The following is a 20,584-nucleotide window of genomic DNA, read 5'->3' on the forward strand; positions in this document are numbered from 1 at the left end:
GTCTGTCTACGGCGGGTCCGACCCACCGGTCATCATTAGACAACACAAGTGTTCCGTAATTCATTCCCGTTGTCCAACCGGTGAAGATGGATGCCGGATCCGGTGGATCTCCGCTGTACCCGCCGGTGATCGGAACGCTCGACGGTCCGCCGGTTGACCACCGTTCAACTCCGGGCTCCCCGCCCCTCGCCGAGCGGCCGGACAATATGCCACGGGGGTGATGCACCGTCATGTCGACCACCCCCTCGCCGCGGGCCACATCTCCGGGAGGCGGCCCGCGGAACGCGGATCACGCCACACCCGGTTAGAATGCCGTTGTGTCAGATGCCACCTCGCGCCGAACGGTGTTCTTCCGCGCCCTCACCGGTGAACTCCCCCGGCTGGGAACGGCCGGCTCGAGGTCTGCGTCCCTCCACCAGCCCGGAAGCGGTGACCCGGACCTTCGACGCCCCGTACCCGGAACCGCGGCACTGCCCCTCCGGTTCGCTCTGCTCCGTCTATTGGGCACCGTCGGTGCGCTGATGCTGAGTTTCGGGGCACTCGGTGCCGGTGCGCTACCGGTCACCGACAACGTGTACCGGACCTTTCCCGGCGGATCCATCATGCAACGCATGCTGCAGACATCGTCTACCGTCGCGCTGACCGGGGTCGCCCTCATCGTGGTGTCCTGGGTGCTGATGGCCCCCTACGTCGGGGCGAGCGTCCTCCACGAGCGGAAACGTCAGGTCAGGGTCCACACCGGGCAGCTCTACCGCACCTTCATCGTGTGGATGACCCCCATCGCTCTCAGTGCCCCCATGTTCACCCAGGACATCTACTCCTATCTGGCCCAGGGGGCCATCACCGCCAGGGGACTCGACCCCTACAGCGCCGGACCGGTCGACCTCCTCGGTTCCGGCAACCCGCTAGCCCGTTCCGTACCGCTGATCTGGTCCCATTCCCCGTCCCCGTACGGACCGGTCGCCAGCGGCATATCGGCGCTGATCTATCAGGTGGCCGGTGAATCGGTGTTCGTCGGCGTCTACCTCCATCGGCTCGTGGCGGTGCTGGGCATAACCGCCGCCGGGTGGGCGTTGAGCCGCCTCGCGTCCCGTTGCGGCGTCAGCGTGCAGGCGGCCCTCTGGCTCGGCCTGCTCAACCCGCTGACGATGCTCCATCTCGTCGGCGGAATCCACAATGAATCGGTGCTGCTCGGCCTGCTGCTCGTCGGCATGGAGGTTGGGCTCCGCGGCGTCGACGGCCTCTTAGCTGCCGCGCCATCGGCCCGGACGGCGGGGTGGGTGTTGCTCGTGCTCTCCGCGGTCCTTATCTCCGGGGGCGGGATGGTCAAGATCACCGGATTCACCGCGCTCGGATTCACCGGGATGGCGGTGGCGCGCGCGCTCAGTTCGCGGGGGTGGCACCCGGTACTCTCCGTCTTTTTCTCCGGGGTATTCCAGGCGACGATCATGGTCGCCTCGGTGGCGGTTCTCACCGCGGCGACCGGAATCGGTCTCGGCTGGGTGTCCGGCCAGGGCGGAGCGGTCGCGGTACGGTCCTGGATGTCGGCGACCACTGCCCTCGGCGTGATCGCGGGAGGCATCGGGATGCTCGCCGGACTCGGCGACCAGACCGCCGCCATGCTGACCGTCACCCGTGGGGTCGGCGTAGCCGTCGCCGGAGCATTCATGCTCCGTATGCTCATCGGTGTCTACCGGGGGACGATCCATCCCGTGGGCGGGCTGGGGATTTCCACGTTCGTTCTGGTGCTGCTCTTCCCCGTCGTCCAGCCCTGGTACATGCTGTGGGCGATCATGCCGCTCGCCGCGTGGGCGAACCGCCCGCTGTTCCGGGTCTCCGCGACGGCGTATTCAGCCGTGGTCTGCTTCTTCGTCCTGCCGCGCGGACTGCCTCTTCCACCCGGGACGGTGGCCGGCATCTACCTGTCCACGGCCCTGTCCACGATCGCCGTGTTGGCCCTGCTGTGGTGGGTTGTACGACGTTGGCGACCGCGTGTCATAGACTGGCCGTCGTGACTGAGACAGACCGAGCGCGACGGCGGCACCATGGCACCGCCACAGATACTGCGCTGGAGACCCGCGGACTCACGCGGTACTTCGGCGACGTCTGTGCCGTCGATCACCTGGATCTGCGGGTTGAGCGCGGAACCGTGCTCGCCCTCCTCGGTCCGAACGGGGCCGGGAAGACGACCACGATCGAGATGTGCGAGGGGTTCGCCGATCCTTCCTCAGGACTCATCCGGGTCCTCGGGCTCGATCCCGCCACCGACGCCGACGCCGTACGGCGCAGGATCGGTGTGATGCTCCAGGGCGGCGGCGCGTACCCGGGCATCCGGGTGGGCGAGATGCTCGACCTGACCGCCTCCTACAGTGCCCACCCCCTGGATCCGAGCTGGCTGCTCGATCTCGTCGGTCTCTCGCGGCACGCCCGGACCTCCTACCGCCGACTCTCCGGAGGACAGCAGCAACGCCTCTCCCTGGCGTGCGCCCTCGTCGGCCGACCCGAGCTCATCTTCCTCGACGAGCCGACCGCGGGCATGGACACCCAGTCCCGGCTCGCCGTATGGGAACTGATCAATTCCCTGCGGCGCGACGGAGTCACCGTCGTCCTCACCACCCACCTCATGGACGAGGCGGAGGCGTTGGCGGACCGGGTGGTGATCATCGACCACGGTGTCAAGGTCGCGGAGGGGAGCCCGACCGAGCTCACCGCACTGACCGGTGCCGGGGCGGCGCAGATCCGCGTCGACACCTCGGCGCAACTCGACACAACCCGCTTCCACACCTCCCTGGTTTCCGCCGGGAACCACGGCGACGCCACCCTCACCGCGACACGCCCCCTGTCCTACCGCATCCAGGCACGACCGACGCCGGATCTCATCGCCGCCATCGCGGCAGCCGCCGCGGAGCAGGATGTGCTCATCCGCGAACTGGGTATCGACCACCGGAGTCTGGAGGATGTCTTCCTCGACATCACCGGCCGCGAAATGAGGAGCTGACGATGATCCCCGAGCATCCCGACACCCGTACCGGCGGCGAACCCCGCTTCGCGCCGGGGACCTTCACTCCCGATCCACGGCAGGCCGGTGCCGCCCGCATGCTCCTGGCTCAGGCCGTGATCGAGGCCAGGCTGTTCCTCCGGCACGGTGAACAGCAGCTGCTAAGCCTTGTGATCCCGCTCGGATCACTCATCGCACTGTCCCTGCTGCCGCTACTCGACGTCGAGGATCCGGTGGAGGTCGTCCTGCCCCTCACGCTCGCCATCTCCGCGGTATCGGCCGGGTTCACGGGCCAGGCCATCGCCGTCGCGTTCGACCGGAGATACGGTGCGTTGAAGCGGATAGGTGCCTCAGGCGTACCGCGGTGGGTCATCATCGCGGGCAAGGTGTTCGGTGTGCTCGCCGTGTCCGCGGTGCAGACGATCCTGCTCAGCGGGACCGCACTCGTCCTCGGATGGCGCCCTGATCCGCTCACGCTTCCGGTTGCGATCCTCACCCTTATCGTCGGAATCGCCGCATTCACCGCCCTCGGCCTCCTCATGGGCGGGACGTTGAGTTCCGAGATCGTCCTCGCGCTGGCGAACCTGGTCTGGTTCCTGTTGATCGGGACGGCGTCCTACATACAGATCCGGGCCGACGGCATCGGTGACTGGGCCGACTGGACCGTCATCATTCCGTCGGTGGCTCTGACCCAGGGGTTGACCGGAGCTCTGGCCGGTGGTTTCCCCGCCGTGGAGCTTCTCGTGCTCGCCGTCTGGGCCGTCATCTCCGGAGCGGTGACCGTCAGGGTGTTCAAGTTCACCGCCTGACCCGTAGGTCCCTTCCCGGGGCGGTCGTGACGGCAGGATAGGATCAGGGGCGTGAGAACCAGCCCAGCCCCGTCCCTGTTCACCCACCCCCGCCAGTGGTTCCGATCCCTCGTGAACGGTCCCGAGGTCCGGATTCAACGCCGGTTGGCGATGATCCTGCTCGTCTGTCAGGCGGGCATCACGGTCACCGGATCGATTGTCCGTGTGACCGGTTCCGGCCTCGGGTGTGTCACCTGGCCAAACTGCCAGCCGGGATCGCTCGTTCCCGTGGCGGGTGCAGCCCCGTGGGTGCACCAGGCGATCGAGTGGGGCAACCGTCTCCTGACCTTCGTGGTCGCCGCCGCGGCGCTACTCGTGTTCATCGCGGTGGTGCGGGCGGCCCGCCGCCGGGAAGTCATCATTCAGGCCTTCATCCAGGGCATCGGCGTAATCGTTCAGGCGATCCTCGGCGGAATCTCCGTCCACCTGGAGCTGCGGTGGTGGTCGGTGGCCATGCACTTCCTGCCCTCGATGCTCCTCGTCTGGCTCGCGGCGATCCTGTGGGTCCGGATCGCCGAACCCGATGACGGGACCCCGAAGGAAACCTATCCCCGACCGCTCCGTCACCTGGCGTTCCTCTCCGCGGCGACCCTGGCGGTCGTCCTCGGCACGGGAACCATGGTCACCGGCGCCGGCGTCCACTCCGGCGACTCCGGTGTCGGCATGGAGGGTCGACTGGACATCGATCTCGCCCGCATCGCCAACATCCACGCCCACTTCATGTACCTGTATCTCGGACTGACCGTGGGTCTCGTCATCGCTCTGGTCACCGTCGGTGCCGCTCTCCGGGCCAGACGCATCGGGTGGATCCTCATCGCGTTCATCATCCTGCAGGCGGCGATCGGCATCATCCAGTTCAACTTCGGTGTCCCGAGATGGACCGTCCCGGTCCACGTCACCCTCTCCGGTACCGTGGTCGCGTTCACCGGTGTGCTCTTCGCCTACGGCCGCGACAGAATCGGAGGAGATGTGGGGACCACCGGCTCCCGGGACGGCGACCGCCTGCGCAGGGAACGTATCTCGGGACGGGATGCCGGGGCCCGCACGGCCTGATCCCGGGCGGCCGGGTGGGCAGTCACGTTAAGATTGACCCATGCGAGCTATCCGGATATCCAGTCACGGCGGTCCCGAGGTACTGGAACCAGCCGACGTTCCCCGCCCCACCCCCAACGAGAACCAGGTTCTGGTGGCGGTCGACGTCGCCGGGGTCAACTACATCGACACCTACTACCGGGGGGGCGTCTACAACGCCGAGCTCCCGTTCATCCCCGGGCTCGAGGGAACCGGCCGGGTTGTCGAGGATCCCCGCGGCGAGATCGTCGAGGGAACCCTGGTGGCCTGGTGCGACGCCTTCGGATCCTACGCGGAGTACGCGGTTGTCCCGCGCGACCGGCTCGTCGCCGTCCCCCGCGGAATAGATCCCCACACCGCGGCCTCCATGCTCCTGCAGGGAATCACGGCCCACTACCTCACCGACGGCGTCTACTCACTGCGCGACGGCGACACCTGCCTCCTCACGGCCGGCGCCGGCGGCGTCGGGCTGCTCGCCACACAGATGGCTGCGGCCCGCGGTGCGACCGTCTATTCGGTCGTCTCCACCGACGAGAAGGAGGAGCTCGCCCGACGGGCCGGTGCGGCCGAGGTGTTCCGTTACACTGACGGCCTCGCCGACCAGGTGCGCCACGCGAACGGAGGGAACGGCGTCGACGTCGTCTACGACGGGGTGGGCAGGTCCACCTTCCACCAGTCGCTGCGTGCGGTGCGCCCGCGCGGCACGGTGTGTCTGTTCGGTGCGGCCTCCGGACCGGTCGAACCGATCGACCCCCAGCTGCTCAACACCCACGGGTCAATCTTCCTAACACGCCCCTCGATCGGTGCCTGGACCGCGCGGGAGGGCGAGTTCGTCATGCGGGCACAGGCCGTCACCCAGGCGATCGTCGAGGGCCGGCTGAATGTCCGGGTCGGTTCAGTCCATCCGCTCGCCGAGGCCGCGGTCGCGCACCGGGAACTGGAGTCCAGGGCGACGACCGGTTCGATCGTCCTCGAAGTTTCGTGACGAGCCGCGGCGGGAACAGGACGGGGTACCGTCCGTGACGGCGGTCAGAAGAATGTCGTGGTGATTCCCAGCATTTGTCCCACGGTCTCCAGGCCGAAGAATGCGTCGAGCGAGAGCGCGACGAACACCGCCGCCAGGTAGTTGTTCGACAGGATGAACAGCTTCAGTGGCTTGACCTCCGCCCCGCGCAGCACTCCCCGGTGCAACAGGTGGGACATGATGATGAACCAGGCCCCCGCCGCGACGGCGACAGCCGCGTAGATGAATCCCGCGGCGGGGATGAGCAGGAACGTCGTGACTACGGTCGCCCACGTGTAGAGCACTATCTGGCATGTCACCTGCGCCTCGGTCCGGACGACGGGCATCATCGGGACCCCGGCCGCCCGGTAGTCCTCCTTGTACCGCATGGCGAGCGCCCACGTGTGCGGCGGTGTCCAGAAGAAGATGATGAGGAACAGGACGATGGCCTGCCACCACTGGTGCGGCACTCCCTGGGGAAGATTGTCGGTGATCACCGCCCACCCGACGACCACCGGCATACACCCGGCCGCCCCACCCCAGACGACATTCTGCGGGGTACGGCGCTTCAGCCATTTGGTGTAGACGAAGATGTAGAAGGCGATGGTGGCCATGACGAACAGGGCGGCGAGCAACGAGCGGCACAGAAGCCACAGCCAGAGGAAACTGATCACGGTGAGTGTCCACGCGAACACCGTCGCATTCCGGTTCGTCACGACCATCTTCGCCAGCGGCCGTCGTTCCGTGCGTTTCATCACCTTGTCGATGTCACTGTCCGCGATCATGTTGAAGGTGTTTGCCGCGGCGGCACCCATCCAGCCGCCGATGACGGTGAGAAGAATCAGCCCGACGTGGTTCTCCCCGCGGTCGGCCTGGAGCATCGCTGGGATGGTGGCGACCAGAAGCAGCTCGATGACTCTTGGTTTCGTCAGCGCAAGGTACGCCTTAATCGTCTCCAAGGACCATTCCTCCAGCAGATGTCGGGTCGAAGCGCCAGTGGATCACGGGCTTCAGGGGGTGTGCCATCGGGGGCCCACCGGATCCTCCCCGCGGTGATTTCCGGAAACGGACCACACGGGGGCGGAAAACAGGAAAACTAACGTGCCACTGACATGGCGGCGCGCCCTCGACGATAAGTAGAGGGTACACACCCGCTTCATCTTAACCGCCTTCGACCCCGGTTCCCAGTCCGCTCCGCCCGACTCCCCCTTCTTGAGCTGTGCCGATGAACCGCAGCCGGTGCGCGAGAATCCGGACGCCACCCCCAAGGCCCCTCCGGCGCCCGAAACCAGGGTCCGGGCGGTGGGTACACGATCACCGGTGAGCCGTTAAGCTGGTGACGTTGACCGCCGCGTGGCGTACGTCCCGCGGCTGACGAACGCGCCAGTTCCTGGCCGACCGAACGAAACGAGGAGCCAGACCGTGACCCTGTCTGATGAACTGAAGGAATCCACCCGCCGCAACTACCCGGAGGACTGGACCGACCTCGACACCCGGGCCGTCGACACGGCCCGGGTCCTCGCCGCCGACGCGGTGCAGAACTGCGGCTCCGGACACCCGGGTACCGCGATGAGCCTTGCCCCCCTCGCCTACACGCTGTTCCAGCGCGCCATGGACGTCAATCCCGCTCAGCCGACCTGGGCCGGCCGGGACCGGTTCGTGCTCTCCTGCGGGCATTCCTCGCTTACCCAGTACATCCAGCTCTTCCTCGGTGGGTTCGGTCTGGAAATGAATGACCTGGAGTCTCTCCGTACCTGGGGCGCGAAGACCCCGGGCCACCCCGAGTACCGGCACACCGACGGTGTGGAGATCACCACCGGTCCCCTCGGCCAGGGTCTCGCCTCCGCCGTGGGCATGGCGATGGCGGCCCGCCGCGAACGGGGTCTGTTCGATCCGGAGGCTCCCGCCGGCGAGTCCCCGTTCGACCACTTCATCTACTGCATCGCCTCCGACGGCGACATCGAGGAGGGTGTTACCAGCGAGGCGAGCTCCCTCGCGGGCACCCAGGCGCTCGGAAACCTCATCGTCTTCTGGGACGACAACCGCATCTCGATCGAGGACGACACCCAGATCGCCTTCACCGAGGACACGGTCGCCCGGTACGCGGCATACGGCTGGCAGACCCTCGAGGTCGAGTCCGGCGAGGACGTCGCCGCGCTCGAGGCCGCGATCGCGGAGGCCAAGGCCGACGCCTCCCGGCCCTCCTTCATCCGGGTCCGCACCATCATCGGCTACCCGGCCCCGAACATGATGAACACCGGTGCGGTCCACGGCGCGGCACTCGGCGACGACGAGGTGGCCGCCACCAAGAAGGTTCTCGGCTTCGACCCCGAGGTCTCCTTCCACATCGACGACGAGGTTCTCGCCCACACCCGCTCCCTCGGTGACCGCGCCGCCCGGAAGACCGCCGCGTGGACGGAGAGGTTCGACGCCTGGGCGCAAGCCAACCCGGAGCGCAGGGAGCTCTTCGACCGGCTCGCCGCCCGCGAACTCCCGGAGGGCTGGGCCGACGGCCTGCCGGCCTGGGAGCCGGACGCCAAGGGCGTGGCCACCCGCAAGGCCTCGGAGGCCGTTCTCCAGGCACTCGGCGCCACCCTGCCCGAGCTCTGGGGCGGTTCCGCGGATCTCGCCGGTTCCAACAACACCGTCATCAAGGGCGCACCGTCCTTCGGCCCCGAGCACATCACGACCGACACGTGGACCACGGACCCGTACGGCCGGAACCTCCACTTCGGTATCCGCGAGCATGCGATGGGTTCGATCATGAACGGCATCGCCCTGCACGGCGGCACCCGCCCCTACGGTGGCACGTTCCTGATCTTCTCCGATTACATGCGCCCCGCCGTGCGCCTCGCCGCGCTCATGGGCACCGACGCCTACTACGTCTGGACCCACGACTCCATCGGTCTCGGTGAGGACGGCCCGACCCATCAGCCCGTCGAGCAGCTGGCCAGCCTCCGCGCCATCCCCAACTTCTCGATGCTCCGTCCCGCGGACGCGAACGAGACCGCGGCGGCCTGGAAGCACTCCCTGCTCTACCGGGAGGGACCGAAGGGCCTCGCTCTCACCCGCCAGAATGTCCCGGTTCTCGAGGGGACCGCGGAGAAGGCCGATGAGGGGGTCGCGCGCGGCGCCTACATCCTGGTCGAGGGTTCCAAGCCCACCCCGGACGTTATCCTCATGGGTTCCGGCTCCGAGGTCCAGCTCGCCGTCGAGGCGGCCACGACCCTCGAGAAGGAGGGCATCGCCGCCCGCGTCGTCTCCGTCCCGTGCATGGACTGGTTCGAGGAACAGGACGCCGAGTACATCGAGTCCGTCCTCCCGGCGTCCGTCACCGCGCGCGTCTCCGTCGAGGCCGGCATCGCGATGCCCTGGTACCGCTGGCTCGGTACCGCAGGACGCCCGGTGTCCCTGGAGCACTTCGGTGCGTCCGCGCCGTACGAGAAGCTGTTCGAGGAGTTCGGCATCACGACAGCCGCAGTCGTCGCCGCGGCGCGGGAGTCCCTCGCGGCCGCCCACTGACATCTGATCACCCGTCCCACGTTCCGGGCCACCCCGCCCCGCATCCGGGCGGAGGGGTGGCCCGGAGCACTGTGTCGGGTGGACCACGGCGCTGCACCGGCGCAGAAAGCCGACTACCCTCGTGTTCCGGATACGAGGGAACGACCGATTCCCCAAGCCTGCACTAGGAGCCCACATGACCCACATCGATGAACTCGCCGAAATCGGTACCGCCACCTGGCTCGACGATCTCTCCCGTGACCGCCTCGACAGCGGCAATCTGGAGGAACTCCTGACCACGAAGTCGATCGTCGGCGTGACCACCAACCCGGCGATCTTCGCCACCGCGATGACCTCGGGCACGGCCTACGACGACCAGATCACCGTCCTGAAGTCGGAGGGTGCGGACGCCGACGCAGCCGTCTACGCCATGGCCGTCGACGATGTCCGCCGCGCGTGCGACGTCTTCCGCGAGACGTTCGAACGCACCGGAGGTGTCGACGGACGGGTCTCCATCGAGGTCGATCCCCGGATCTCAGATGATGCCGAGGCGACCATCGAACAGGCCCGGGAGCTGTGGAAGAGGGTCGACCGCCCGAACCTGCTCATCAAGATCCCGGCGACCCCCGGCTCGCTTCCCGCGATCACCCGAGCCCTCGCCGAGGGAATCAGCGTGAATGTCACCCTCATCTTCTCCTGCGCCCGGTACCGCGAGGTCATCGAGGCGTACATCGCCGGTATCCGGGCGGCCGCGGAGAACGGCCACGATGTCGCCGGAATCCAGTCGGTCGCGTCCTTCTTCGTGTCCCGTCTCGATGTGGAGGTCGACCGTCGGCTCGAGGAGATCGGGACCGACGCCGCCCTCGCACTGCGCGGCAAAGCCGGGGTCGCGAACGCACGGCTCGCCTACGAGCTGTTCCGCACCTCCTTCGCCGATGCGGAGCTACCCGCGGGCGCGACGGTCCAGCGGCCGCTGTGGGCGTCGACCGGTGTGAAGAACCCGGATTACCCGGACACGCTCTACGTGACCGAGCTGGCCGGGCCGCAGACGGTGAACACCATGCCCGAACCCACGATCGACGCCACCCTCGAACAGGGAGGGCTGCACGGCGACACCCTCACGGACCGCGCAGCCGAGTCCCGCGAGGTGCTCTCCGCCCTCGAGGCCGTCGGGATCGATCTCGACGATGTCTTCGCGGTCCTGGAACGCGAGGGCGTCGAGAAGTTCGAGAAGAGCTGGAACGAACTCCTCGAGTCGATGCGCCAGCGCCTCTGACCATCCCCGGACATACCTTCCCCTCCACCCACCGGACCCGGTAGCCCGGTGTGTGGACCACGACCAAAGACAAAGCAGGCATACACAACCGTGAGCAATACCCTGACCGGTCTCCCCGACAACGCACCCTGGTTCAATCCCCTCCGCGACAGCCAGGACAAACGACTCCCGCGTATCGCCGGTCCGTGCGGGATGGTGATCTTCGGGGTGACGGGCGACCTCGCCCGGAAGAAGCTGCTGCCCGCCATCTACGATCTGGCGAACCGTGGCCTGCTACCCGCGGGTTTCGCTCTCGTCGGCTACGGGCGTCGCGAGTGGTCGAAGAAGGACTTCGAGAACTACGTCCACGACGCCGTGGTGGCCGGTGCACGTACCGAGGTCAGGGACAGCGTCTGGGAACGACTGGCGGAGGGGATGGAGTTCGTCACCGGGAACTTCCGCGACGACGACGCCTTCGACGCCCTCGGTGAGAAGCTCGCGGACCTCGAGCGTACCCGGGGGACGGCGGGAAACTGGGGCTTTTATCTCTCCGTTCCGCCGGACTACTTCTCCGACGTCTGCCACCAGCTGAAGCGGTCCGGGATGGCCAAGGCCCCCGCCAACTCCTGGCGGCGGGTCATCATCGAAAAGCCCTTCGGCCACGATCAGGAGTCCGCGCGGGAACTCAACAGGATCGTCAATGCCGTGTTCCCCGAGGACTCCGTGTTCCGCATCGACCACTATCTGGGGAAGGAAACGGTCCAGAACATCATGGCGCTCCGTTTCGCGAACCAGCTGTTCGATCCCCTCTGGAACAGCCACTACATCGATCACGTCCAGATCACCATGGCCGAGGACATCGGCCTAGGAGGTCGCGCCGGCTACTACGACGGTATCGGTGCCGCCCGCGACGTGATCCAGAACCACCTGCTGCAGCTCCTCGCGCTGACTGCGATGGAGGAACCCGTGAGCTTCACCCCGGCGGAACTCCAGGCCGAGAAGATCAAGGTTCTCCGGGCCACCGCACCGGTCTACCCGCTCGCCAAGACCACCGCGCGGGGGCAGTACACGGCCGGTTGGCAGGGGTCGACCCGTGTCCCGGGTCTCCGGGAGGAGGAGGGATTCTCGGACGACTCCAACACCGAGACCTACGCCGCCTGCACCCTGGAGATCAATTCACGTCGTTGGGCGGGCGTTCCGTTCTACCTCCGGACGGGGAAGCGGCTCGGTCGCCGGGTCACGGAGATCGCGCTGATCTTCAAGCCTGCTCCCCATCTGCCGTTCGGGGACGTCATGACATCGGCGCTCGGCCAGAACGCCGTGGTCATTCGTGTCCAGCCGGACGAGGGTGTGCTGATGCGGTTCGGTTCGAAGGTCCCCGGCTCCACCATGGAGGTCCGCGACGTGAACATGGACTTCTCCTACTCGGAGGCATTCACCGAGGAGTCGCCCGAAGCCTATGAACGGCTCATCCTCGATGCCCTGCTCGACGAGTCGAGCCTGTTCCCGACGAACGAAGAGGTCGAGTTGTCCTGGCAGATCCTCGATCCGATCATCCAGTACTGGGCCCAGCGTGGCCGCCCCGAGGACTACGAGGCGGGAACCTGGGGTCCGATGTCCGCGGAGAGGATGCTGGCACGGGAGGACCGCACCTGGCGTCGCCCGTGACGCATCCTCCCGACACCGACTCCCCCACGCCGCTCCAGTCTGAAAGGCCCCAATGATCATCACAATGCCCGACACCGACACCCGGGCAATCGCCGCTGAGCTCGTGTCCATCCGTGAATGGGGCGCGCAGGTCACCACGGGACGAGTGCTCACGCTCATCGTCGTCGCTGACGCGAACGACGACATCGAGGGCATCATCGCCGCCACCAACGACGCCTCCCGTGAGCACCCTTCCCGGGTTCTGGTGATGGTGAGCGGCGACCCGACGGTGAAGCCCTCGAAGGTGGACGCCGAGATCAGGATCGGTGGCGACGCGGGCGCCTCGGAGATCGTCCTGATTCGCCTCACCGGCGAGGTCGCCGACCACGTGGAGGCGGTGGTCACCCCGCTGCTGCTGCCCGATACCCCGATAGTCGCGTGGTGGCCGGGAACCGCTCCCGTCAATCCCTCGGCCGATCCGATCGGAAGGATCGCGGCCCGGCGGATCACCGACGCGCTCTACGATCCACCCGAGGACTCGATCTACCGGCGTCGCAACCACTACCGCCCGGGTGACTCCGACATGGCCTGGTCCCGGATCACGCAGTGGCGGGGAATCGTCGCGTCGACCCTCGATCAGCCTCCACACGAAGGCGTGCTCGATGCGGAGGTCCACGGACCGGCCGACTCCCCCAGCGTCGACCTCGCGGCGGGGTGGCTCGCCGACCGGTTCGGCGTCAACATCGTGCGGCAGTCCACCGGCCAGGACGCCGTCCCCGTCGATGACGAGGGACGGGAGTGCATCGCGATCACCCGTGTGGTCCTCTTCCGGAGTCGCTCCAAAATCACGGTGGAGGTCCGCGACGCGGAGACACTCTCGGTCTCGGTCGACGGTTCACACCACGGACTCGTCGCCCTGGGGCGTCGGAGCCGGGCGGACTGTCTCGCGGAGGAACTCCGGCACCTCGATCCGGACCTCGCCTACGCGCGCGCTCTGCGTGGCCTGAATCGGGTGCGGTACGTCGACGCAATCACAGACTGATCAGAATTCCGGGAAGGACCCACGATGTTGGACATTCAGCGTGTCAGAGACCTCGATTCACTCGTCACGACAGCCGCGGCCAGGATGACCCAGACCATCGCCGCGGTACAGGCCGGTGGCGGACTGCACGGTGACGGCATGGCCCGCATTGTCCTGACCGGCGGCGGCGCAGGCATCGGATTGTTGAGGAGGCTGGCGGAGTTCGACGCGACGGCCCGCACGATGAGCGACGACTTCCCCGTCGTCCACATCGACTGGTCACGGATCCACGTGTTCTTCGGCGACGAACGGAATGTCGATGTCACGCATCCCGAATCGAATGAGGGTCAGGCCCGGGCCGCGCTACTGGACCATGTGGACATCGACGAGGCCAACATACACGGCTACGGTCTCGGCGACGGAGATGATCTCGACTCCGCCGTGGAGAGGGTTGAGCGGGACCTCCGTACGTTCGCGCCCCGGGGGTTCGATCTGCACCTGCTCGGTATGGGCGGAGAGGGCCACGTCAATTCGATCTTCCCCCACACCCCCGCGGTCCGGGAGGACGGGAACCTCGTGCTCGCTGTCACCGACTCGCCGAAGCCACCGGCGGAGCGGGTCACGCTGACTCTGCCCGCGGTCCGTTCGGCCGACCGTGTGTGGTTGCTCGTCTCAGGTGCGGAGAAGGCCGACGCGGCTAGGGCGGTCATCGACGGTGCCGCCACGGAGGACTGGCCCGCCGCCGGTGCCCGCGGAAGGTCGGAGACCGTGCTGTTCCTCGATGACGCGGCGGCCGACCCCGACCTCTGATCCGGGCCCTGTCCTACCTCTCCCCCCTTGTCGGACCCGGTGACGGCCAAAACCCGGAACCGGGAACGCCGCAGACGGTCGTGGGTGCGGCTCCGGGGTATCCCCGGGGTACGGGGTGAGACCGGTTCGTGGAGGACACACCAGGCACCGGTGGCGATGGTTGTGCTCCGGATGCAGTGGAATCTTCGGCACGGCGACGGCAGCTTTTCCGGGTATCCCGAAACCACCGTTTTCGACGTGGGTGACAATCTCACCGTGCGTCGTGGATGAATGATCGGTTCGTTGTGCCGCTGCGCGGTGTGGGGTGAGTGTGCGAACCGCGCCTTTCCCGGGCCACCGAATGATGCGTTTCGTTTTCACCCACATTCAGCGGCGTACTGACGGCGACGGTGGAACGGCGCAGGTCGATGCGGGTTTCTCCACGAATCGAAGGAGAGGCACCAGGCATTCAACGAGTAAGCCTTGGCGGGCGGCAATGCGGTTCGCAGCCGGAGCAAAGCCTGAACAACCGCACCGGGGCACTGCGCCGCCCCCTTCATGCCAGAAACCTTTCATGCGAGAAGCCGCCCCCGGTGACGCCGGGGGCGGCTTCTGTGGTTCGGTGGGGCAATCCCGACCGGGACCGTTGGACGTCGTGGATGGTGCACCAACGGGCAACACCTACCGGGGAAACGGAAAAGCACTCGCACCATTCACACACCTTCGCGGGCCGTCGATGTCCCAGCCCCCGAGTAGGTGCAGCAGCGACCCACCGCTCGCAAGGCGCTGCGCCCTGTCATTCCCGGTGCGACACGACCCGGCGGACGGGATGCGGTCAAACTCCGCCGGGCGCCACGTCGGGGCCGTGACGGATCACGGACGCGCGGCGTCGTCGCCGGTGCGAGTGGTGTTACCCGACGTAGGCGTGGATCAGGTTCAGGCCGACGATGCAGACGATCCAGATGATCGCGCAGATGATGGTGACCCGGTCGAGGTTCTTCTCGACGACGGTGGAACCCGAGAGGTTGGACTGCACGCCGCCACCGAACAGACTCGAGAGACCGCCACCCTTGCCCTTGTGCAGCAGCACGAACATGGTCATGCCGAGGCAGGACAGGAAGAGAACGATCTGAAGCGTAAGCACCATGGAAACGTGGATCCTTTAATCGTGGATAGGTCGGTCTTGTCCGGCCCCGGTCCGGAAGATCGGGACCCCGGGGATCTGGGCCACTGTTGGTGGGCCGGATCGGAGGCCGTCGGATACAACCATACACGTCGGCCCAGATGGTACGGCGGCGACACCGGGGATCCGCGGCCCGTCCCGGAAACGGGCCTCGGATCTGCTTTCCGGGCCTCCCCTATCCCGAGTTGCGGAGGGCGGTGGCCAGTCCGTTCATGGTCAACTGGATGCCGTCCGGGACACCGTCGTCGGTGTCACCGGCACGGTAGCGGCGGAGCAACTCCAGCTGGATGACGTTGAGCGGCAGCAGGTACGGGTACCTGCTGCGCACCGAGCGTTCGAGGGTGGGGTTGTCCGCGAGCAGACGGTCGGCGCCTGTCACGGTGAGGAACATGTCGATGGTCAGGTCGTACTCCGCGGAGATCGCCGCCGAGATACGCTCCGCGACCTCCCGGTCCTTGACCAGCGACGCGTAGAGCTCCATGAGCGGCATCTCCGCCTTCGCCATCACCTGAGCCATGTTCGACATCACGGAGGTGAAGAACGGCCAGTCCCGGTATAGCGCGCGGAGTTCCCGGAGACGCTCCGGATCGTCCCCGATCCACTCCCGGAGGGCGGTACCCACCCCGAACCAGCCCGGAATCATGGCGCGGGACTGGGACCAGGCGAGGACCCACGGGATCGCGCGGAGGTCACCGATGGACGCTGTCTGTTTCCGCGAAGCCGGGCGTGAGCCGATGTTCAGTGCACCGATCTCCTGCAGTGGTGTCGAGGTGGTGAAATACTCGATGAACCCCGGGTCCTCGTGGACGAGTGTCGCATATTTGCGCCGGGAGAGCTCCGCGATCTCCCGCATGATCTCGTGTGCTCTTTCGGGGTGATCGAGATCGTCGACCGGTAGCAGCGACGCCTCGAGGGTCGCCGAGACGATGGCCTCCAGGTTGCGTCGGGCGGTGGTCGGGTGTCCGTACTTCGCGGAGATGATCTCCCCCTGCTCAGTGACCCGTACCGAACCCGAGACCGCCCCCTCAGGCTGGGCGAGGATAGCGTCGTAGCTGGGGCCGCCGCCACGGCCGACGGTCCCTCCCCGGCCGTGGAAGAACCGGAGACGGATCTGGTTGTCCCGGCAGGCCTGGACGATGTCGAGTTCGGCGTCGTAGAGAGCCCAGTTGGCGGCGAAGTAGCCGCCGTCCTTGTTCGAGTCGGAGTATCCGAGCATCACCTCCTGGATCTCCCCCCGTTGACGCACGTAGCCGCGGTAGACCGGTACGTCCCAGATGTCCCGGAGGATCGAAGACCCGGCCTGCAGATCCTCGATCGTCTCGAAGAGCGGGATGATGTCGATCTCGCCGCGGGGCTGTCCGTCCCCGACACGGATCAGACCGAATTCCTTGAGCAGGACCATCGGTTCGAGGATGTCGGACACCGACTGCGCCATGGAGATGATGCAGTGCGGCACCATCCGCTCACCGAACTTCTCAACCGCCTCCGCCGCGGCTGCGACGATCTCCAGCTCACGCCGGGTCTCCTCGCTGAAGTTCTGGGGATGCGGAGGGATGAGGGGCCGTGGTGAGCCGAGCTCTGTGACGAGTATCTTCCGCTTCGCCTCCTCATCGAGGGCGCGGTATTCCTCGGTGACCCCGGCGTGCGCGAAGATCTCGGTGAGCGCGTTCTCGAAGGACTCGGAGTTCTGGCGCAGGTCCAGCGAGTAGAGGTGGAATCCGAAGCTCGCGACCGCGGAGCGGATCCGTCCGAGCCGGTCATCCGCGATCAGCCCGTCGTAGGAGTCCCGCAACGCGGTGTCGATGACGTCCAGATCCGCGGCGAACTCCTCCGGCCCCGGATATGGCTCGTGGCACCGGTACCAGGTGCCCTCCACGGAATCCGACCCGATGAGTTCAGCCTGGGTCGCGGCGATCCGTCCGCGGATCCCGTGGACCGCACGACGGTACGGCTCGTCGACCCGGCTGGGTACATCATTGTGCCCGCGGTCGGCGAGCTCGATGAGTTCGCCGCTGACCTCCGAGAGTCGGTCCGAAAGGGACAGTTCGTGTTCGAGTTTGTGCAGCTGGGAGGCGTAGAACTTGAGCACGGTCTGTGCGGCACGGGTCGTCGCGTACCGGACCGTGGCCGCGGTGACGTAGGGGTTCCCGTCATGGTCTCCCCCGATCCAGGATCCTGGCTTGACCACCGCGGTCGCGGGCACGGCGTCGCCGTACCGGGCCTGCAGTTCGTGCCGGACATCGTGGTTGATCGCTGGGATCTGCCGGAGAAGGCTCAGTTTGTAGTAGCGCAGCCCGACCTCGATCTCATCCTCGATCCGCGGGCGGACTACCCGGATGAGCGCGGTCTGCCAGAGGACGGTGATCCGTCGTTGGATCGCCCGGTCGATCTCCCTGGTTCGCGCTTCGGTCCGACTGTTCCGCGGACGCGACGCGATGTCGTGGCGTTCCTGCATCAGCGCCGTGATGTGCTTCTGGACGTCGAACACCGTCCGCCGTCGGGTTTCCGTCGGGTGTGCGGTGAGCACCGGGGCGATCTCCGCGGTGGCGATGGTTTCCGCGACGGCTTCCGCGGTGATGTCGGCGGATTCGAGTTTGACCCACGTCGCCTCGAGGGTGGAGTCGGGGGCCGGTGCGCCTCCGTCGAGGATCTCCTGGCGGGTGTTCTCGTCGTTGAGGTCCTCGACGAGGTTGACCAGCAGCGCGAAGTGGGAGAAGGCCCGCACCACCTTGATCATTGTGGAGGTGTCACGGTCGCGGAACATCCCGACTAGATCGTCGAGGGTGCGTTCGCCCTTCGCGACGCCGAAGGAGGCTCTACGGGCACCTTCGACGAGGTCGAAGATGTCGTCTCCCTCCTGCTGACGGATGACGTTGCCGAGGATTCGGCCGAGATGCCGGATGTCCTCGCGAAGTTGTTCAGGCACGTTGTGCTTCCTTGTCGATTGGCGGTGGAGCCGGAATTCGGGCCGGGCGCCTGGGGGTTCACGGTCTGTCAGGTGCTCTGCACAGACCGGTGCCCGCCGTCACCGGGACGGATCCGAGACCTGGGGTGGCGGTGTCGGTCCCGTTGATAACGTCGGGCACTGGGGCGGGGCGGGTGCGGGCAGCACCCACCCAGATGCGGGAACTAGGACTGCGGCCCGGCCGCGTTCGCGACGAGCTTGGCGAAGTCGTCACCGTTCAGCGAGGCTCCACCGACGAGACCGCCGTCGACGTCGGGCTTGCCGACGATCTCCGCGACCGAGTCAGCCTTGACGGAGCCACCGTAGAGGATGCGCATGCCGTCGGCGACCTTGTCGTCGGCGAGCTCACCGATGGTCGCGCGGATAGCGGCGCACACCTCCTGGGCGTCGTCAGCCGACGCGACCTTGCCGGTGCCGATCGCCCAGACGGGCTCGTAGGCCACGACCGTGTTCGCGAGCTGGTCGGCGTCCAGGCCGGCGAGGGATGCGCGGGTCTGGGCGACGACGTAGTCGACGTGTTCGCCGGCTTCGCGGACCTCGAGGGACTCACCGACGCAGACGATCGGGCTGATACCGTGCTTCAGGGCGGCTGCAGCCTTGGCGGCGACGAGTTCGTCTGATTCACCGTGGTACTCGCGGCGCTCGGAGTGGCCGACCACGACCCAGGAGCAGCCGAGCTTCGCCAGCATCTCTGCGGAGACCTCACCGGTGTAGGCACCGGACTCGTGGCGGGACACGTCCTGGGCACCGTAGGTGATCCGGAGCTTGTCGCCGTCGACGAGGGTCTGCACGGAGCGGATGTCCGTGAACGGGACGGTCAGCGCGACGTCGACCTTGTCGTAGTAGTCCTCCGGCAGCGCGAAGGCGAGCTTCTGGACGACGCCGATCGCCTCCAGGTGGTTGAGGTTCATCTTCCAGTTGCCGGCGATGAGGGGGGTGCGTGCCATGTTCTGGCCTTTCTTCGTGGTTGGTGTCTATGGGTGGGTGGTTCCCGCCCCTGTCGGGGCGGGACCGCCGTCAGTTCTCCAGGACGTCGACGCCCGGGAGCGTCTTGCCCTCGAGGAACTCGAGGGAGGCGCCACCACCGGTGGAGATGTGGCTGAAGCCGTCCTCGTTCAGGCCGAGGGTCCGCACGGAGGCCGCGGAGTCGCCGCCGCCCACGACGGAGAACGCGCCGTTCTCGGTGGCGGAGATCATCGCCTCGGCGACACCCTTCGTGCCGTCGGCGAACGCCGGGAACTCGAAGACCCCCATCGGTCCGTTCCAGAAGATCGTCTTGGCCTCGGCGAGGCGGGCGGCGAAGAGCTCGACGGACTTGGGACCCATGTCCAGGCCCATCCAGCCCTCGGGGATCTCGGAGACGTCGACGGTCCGCTTCTCGGCGTCCTTGTCGAACCGGTCGGCGGCGACGACGTCGACCGGCAGCACGATGGAGTCACCGAAACGCTCGAGAAGGTCCCGGCAGGTGTCGATCATCTCCTCCTGGAGCAGGGACTTCTGTACGTTGTGACCCTGTGCGGCGAGGAAGGTGTAGCACATGCCGCCGCCGATGATCAGTGCATCGGTCTTGGGCGCGAGGGCCTCGATGACGCCGAGCTTGTCCGAGACCTTCGAGCCCCCGAGGACGACGACGTACGGCTTGGCGGGGTTGGACGCGACCTCACCGAGAACCTTGATCTCCTTCTCGACGAGCTGACCGGCGTAGTGCGGGAGGCGCTGGGCCACGTCGTACACGGAGGCCTGGGCACGGTGGACGACGCCGAAGCCGTCGGAGACGAATGCGCCGTTCTCGCCGGTCAGGGCGACGAGCTGGTCGGCGAACTCACCGCGTTCCGCGGCGTCCTTGCTCGTCTCGCGGGGATCGAAACGAACGTTCTCCAGCAGCAGCACGTCACCCTCGGTCAGGCCGTTGGCACGCTCGTGGGCGTCCTCGCCGACGACGTCGCCGGCGAGAGCGACGTACTGGCCGAGCTCCTCGGAGAGCGCCGCGGCGACCGGGGCGAGCGAGAACTTCTCGTTGACCTCGCCCTTCGGCCGGCCGAGGTGCGCCATGACGATGACCTTGGCGCCACCGTCGACGAGCTTCTTCAGGGTCGGGAGGGATGCCGTGATGCGACCGGAGTCGGTGATCTCACGGTTCTCGTTGAGAGGGACGTTGAAGTCGGAACGGACGAGGACGTAACGGCCCTCGACCCCTTCGGCGATCAGGTCGTTGAGGTTCTTGACGGTCATCGATTCTCCTTGAGATCTGTTTTTTCTCTATCGGGGTGAAGATGGCGGGTGAACCGGTTCGACCCGGTTCG

At 66.9% G+C, this 20,584-nt stretch carries 15 protein-coding genes; 10 read left to right on the forward strand and 5 right to left on the reverse strand.

What is annotated here, in order from left to right:
• Positions 1-317 precede the first annotated feature (317 nt).
• Genes mptB through JDV75_RS04075 form a run of 5 tightly spaced genes read left to right on the forward strand, consistent with a single transcriptional unit; the run spans position 318 to position 5,902 of the window.
• A complete protein-coding gene (gene mptB, locus JDV75_RS04055) occupies positions 318-2,015 on the forward strand; it encodes a polyprenol phosphomannose-dependent alpha 1,6 mannosyltransferase MptB (protein WP_198737967.1) in 1,698 nt (565 codons plus the stop codon).
• The gene (locus JDV75_RS04060) at positions 2,012-2,998 is read left to right on the forward strand and encodes an ABC transporter ATP-binding protein (RefSeq protein ID WP_418884376.1); all 987 of its coding nucleotides are present in this window, start codon (positions 2,012-2,014) and stop codon (positions 2,996-2,998) included. Before mptB ends, JDV75_RS04060 begins: the two co-directional genes overlap by 4 nt.
• A 2-nt stretch (positions 2,999-3,000) precedes the next feature.
• Positions 3,001-3,807: an ABC transporter permease gene (locus JDV75_RS04065; RefSeq protein WP_198737968.1), complete on the forward strand. Its 807-nt coding sequence runs from the start codon at positions 3,001-3,003 to the stop codon at positions 3,805-3,807.
• A 51-nt stretch (positions 3,808-3,858) separates the two neighbouring features.
• The gene (locus JDV75_RS04070) at positions 3,859-4,899 is read left to right on the forward strand and encodes a COX15/CtaA family protein (protein WP_418884377.1); all 1,041 of its coding nucleotides are present in this window, start codon (positions 3,859-3,861) and stop codon (positions 4,897-4,899) included.
• Positions 4,900-4,939: 40 nt separating this feature from the next.
• Entirely contained in the window at positions 4,940-5,902 is a 963-nt protein-coding gene (locus JDV75_RS04075) for a quinone oxidoreductase family protein (RefSeq protein WP_198737969.1), read from the forward strand.
• A gap of 44 nt (positions 5,903-5,946) precedes the next feature.
• On the opposite strand, the gene JDV75_RS04080 is transcribed toward JDV75_RS04075, so the two are convergent.
• Positions 5,947-6,879 (reverse strand): heme o synthase, encoded by a 933-nt coding sequence (locus JDV75_RS04080; RefSeq protein WP_198737970.1) that lies wholly within the window; start codon positions 6,877-6,879, stop codon positions 5,947-5,949.
• A 463-nt stretch (positions 6,880-7,342) separates the two neighbouring features.
• On the opposite strand from JDV75_RS04080, the gene tkt reads away from it, so the two are divergent.
• From tkt to pgl, 5 genes are all read left to right on the forward strand, one after another.
• The gene (gene tkt, locus JDV75_RS04085) at positions 7,343-9,442 is read left to right on the forward strand and encodes a transketolase (protein ID WP_198737971.1); all 2,100 of its coding nucleotides are present in this window, start codon (positions 7,343-7,345) and stop codon (positions 9,440-9,442) included.
• Between the two features lie 175 nt (positions 9,443-9,617).
• Positions 9,618-10,697, forward strand: a complete 1,080-nt coding sequence (gene tal, locus JDV75_RS04090; RefSeq protein ID WP_198737972.1) for a transaldolase — start codon at positions 9,618-9,620, stop codon at positions 10,695-10,697.
• 90 nt (positions 10,698-10,787) lie between these two features.
• Positions 10,788-12,344 (forward strand): glucose-6-phosphate dehydrogenase, encoded by a 1,557-nt coding sequence (gene zwf / locus JDV75_RS04095; protein WP_248094966.1) that lies wholly within the window; start codon positions 10,788-10,790, stop codon positions 12,342-12,344.
• Positions 12,345-12,396: 52 nt separating this feature from the next.
• Complete coding sequence (locus JDV75_RS04100; protein WP_198737974.1) at positions 12,397-13,365, forward strand: glucose-6-phosphate dehydrogenase assembly protein OpcA; 969 nt, start codon at positions 12,397-12,399, stop codon at positions 13,363-13,365.
• A 24-nt stretch (positions 13,366-13,389) separates the two neighbouring features.
• Positions 13,390-14,154, forward strand: coding sequence for a 6-phosphogluconolactonase (gene pgl / locus JDV75_RS04105; RefSeq protein ID WP_198737975.1), 765 nt, complete (start codon positions 13,390-13,392; stop codon positions 14,152-14,154).
• Between the two features lie 889 nt (positions 14,155-15,043).
• Here the strand turns inward: pgl and secG are convergent.
• The 4 genes from secG to JDV75_RS04125 form a co-directional block, all read right to left on the reverse strand.
• On the reverse strand, positions 15,044-15,280 hold the full coding sequence (gene secG, locus JDV75_RS04110; RefSeq protein WP_198737976.1) for a preprotein translocase subunit SecG: 237 nt from the start codon (positions 15,278-15,280) through the stop codon (positions 15,044-15,046).
• Between the two features lie 211 nt (positions 15,281-15,491).
• Positions 15,492-18,242 carry a phosphoenolpyruvate carboxylase gene (gene ppc / locus JDV75_RS04115; RefSeq protein ID WP_198737977.1) on the reverse strand — a complete coding sequence of 917 codons (2,751 nt, stop codon included), beginning with the start codon at positions 18,240-18,242 and terminating at the stop codon, positions 15,492-15,494.
• A 203-nt stretch (positions 18,243-18,445) separates the two neighbouring features.
• The gene (gene tpiA / locus JDV75_RS04120) at positions 18,446-19,228 is read right to left on the reverse strand and encodes a triose-phosphate isomerase (RefSeq protein WP_198737978.1); all 783 of its coding nucleotides are present in this window, start codon (positions 19,226-19,228) and stop codon (positions 18,446-18,448) included.
• Between the two features lie 70 nt (positions 19,229-19,298).
• Entirely contained in the window at positions 19,299-20,513 is a 1,215-nt protein-coding gene (locus JDV75_RS04125; protein ID WP_198737979.1) for a phosphoglycerate kinase, read from the reverse strand.
• Between the last annotated feature and the right edge of the window lie 71 nt (positions 20,514-20,584).

It is taken from the genome of Corynebacterium meridianum, assembly GCF_016342265.1.
GTDB lineage: Bacteria > Actinomycetota > Actinomycetes > Mycobacteriales > Mycobacteriaceae > Corynebacterium > Corynebacterium meridianum.

What these genes read in the sequence shown, in the direction of transcription:
- JDV75_RS04065 (WP_198737968.1), top strand. Translation starts at nt 3,001, where the DNA reads ATGATCCCCGAGCATCCCGACACCCGTACCGGCGGCGAACCCCGCTTC.
- JDV75_RS04075 (WP_198737969.1), top strand. Translation starts at nt 4,940, where the DNA reads ATGCGAGCTATCCGGATATCCAGTCACGGCGGTCCCGAGGTACTGGAA.
- tal (WP_198737972.1), top strand. Translation starts at nt 9,618, where the DNA reads ATGACCCACATCGATGAACTCGCCGAAATCGGTACCGCCACCTGGCTC.
- JDV75_RS04100 (WP_198737974.1), top strand. Translation starts at nt 12,397, where the DNA reads ATGATCATCACAATGCCCGACACCGACACCCGGGCAATCGCCGCTGAG.
- pgl (WP_198737975.1), top strand. Translation starts at nt 13,390, where the DNA reads ATGTTGGACATTCAGCGTGTCAGAGACCTCGATTCACTCGTCACGACA.
- secG (WP_198737976.1), bottom strand. Translation starts at nt 15,280, where the DNA reads ATGGTGCTTACGCTTCAGATCGTTCTCTTCCTGTCCTGCCTCGGCATG.
- tpiA (WP_198737978.1), bottom strand. Translation starts at nt 19,228, where the DNA reads ATGGCACGCACCCCCCTCATCGCCGGCAACTGGAAGATGAACCTCAAC.
- JDV75_RS04125 (WP_198737979.1), bottom strand. Translation starts at nt 20,513, where the DNA reads ATGACCGTCAAGAACCTCAACGACCTGATCGCCGAAGGGGTCGAGGGC.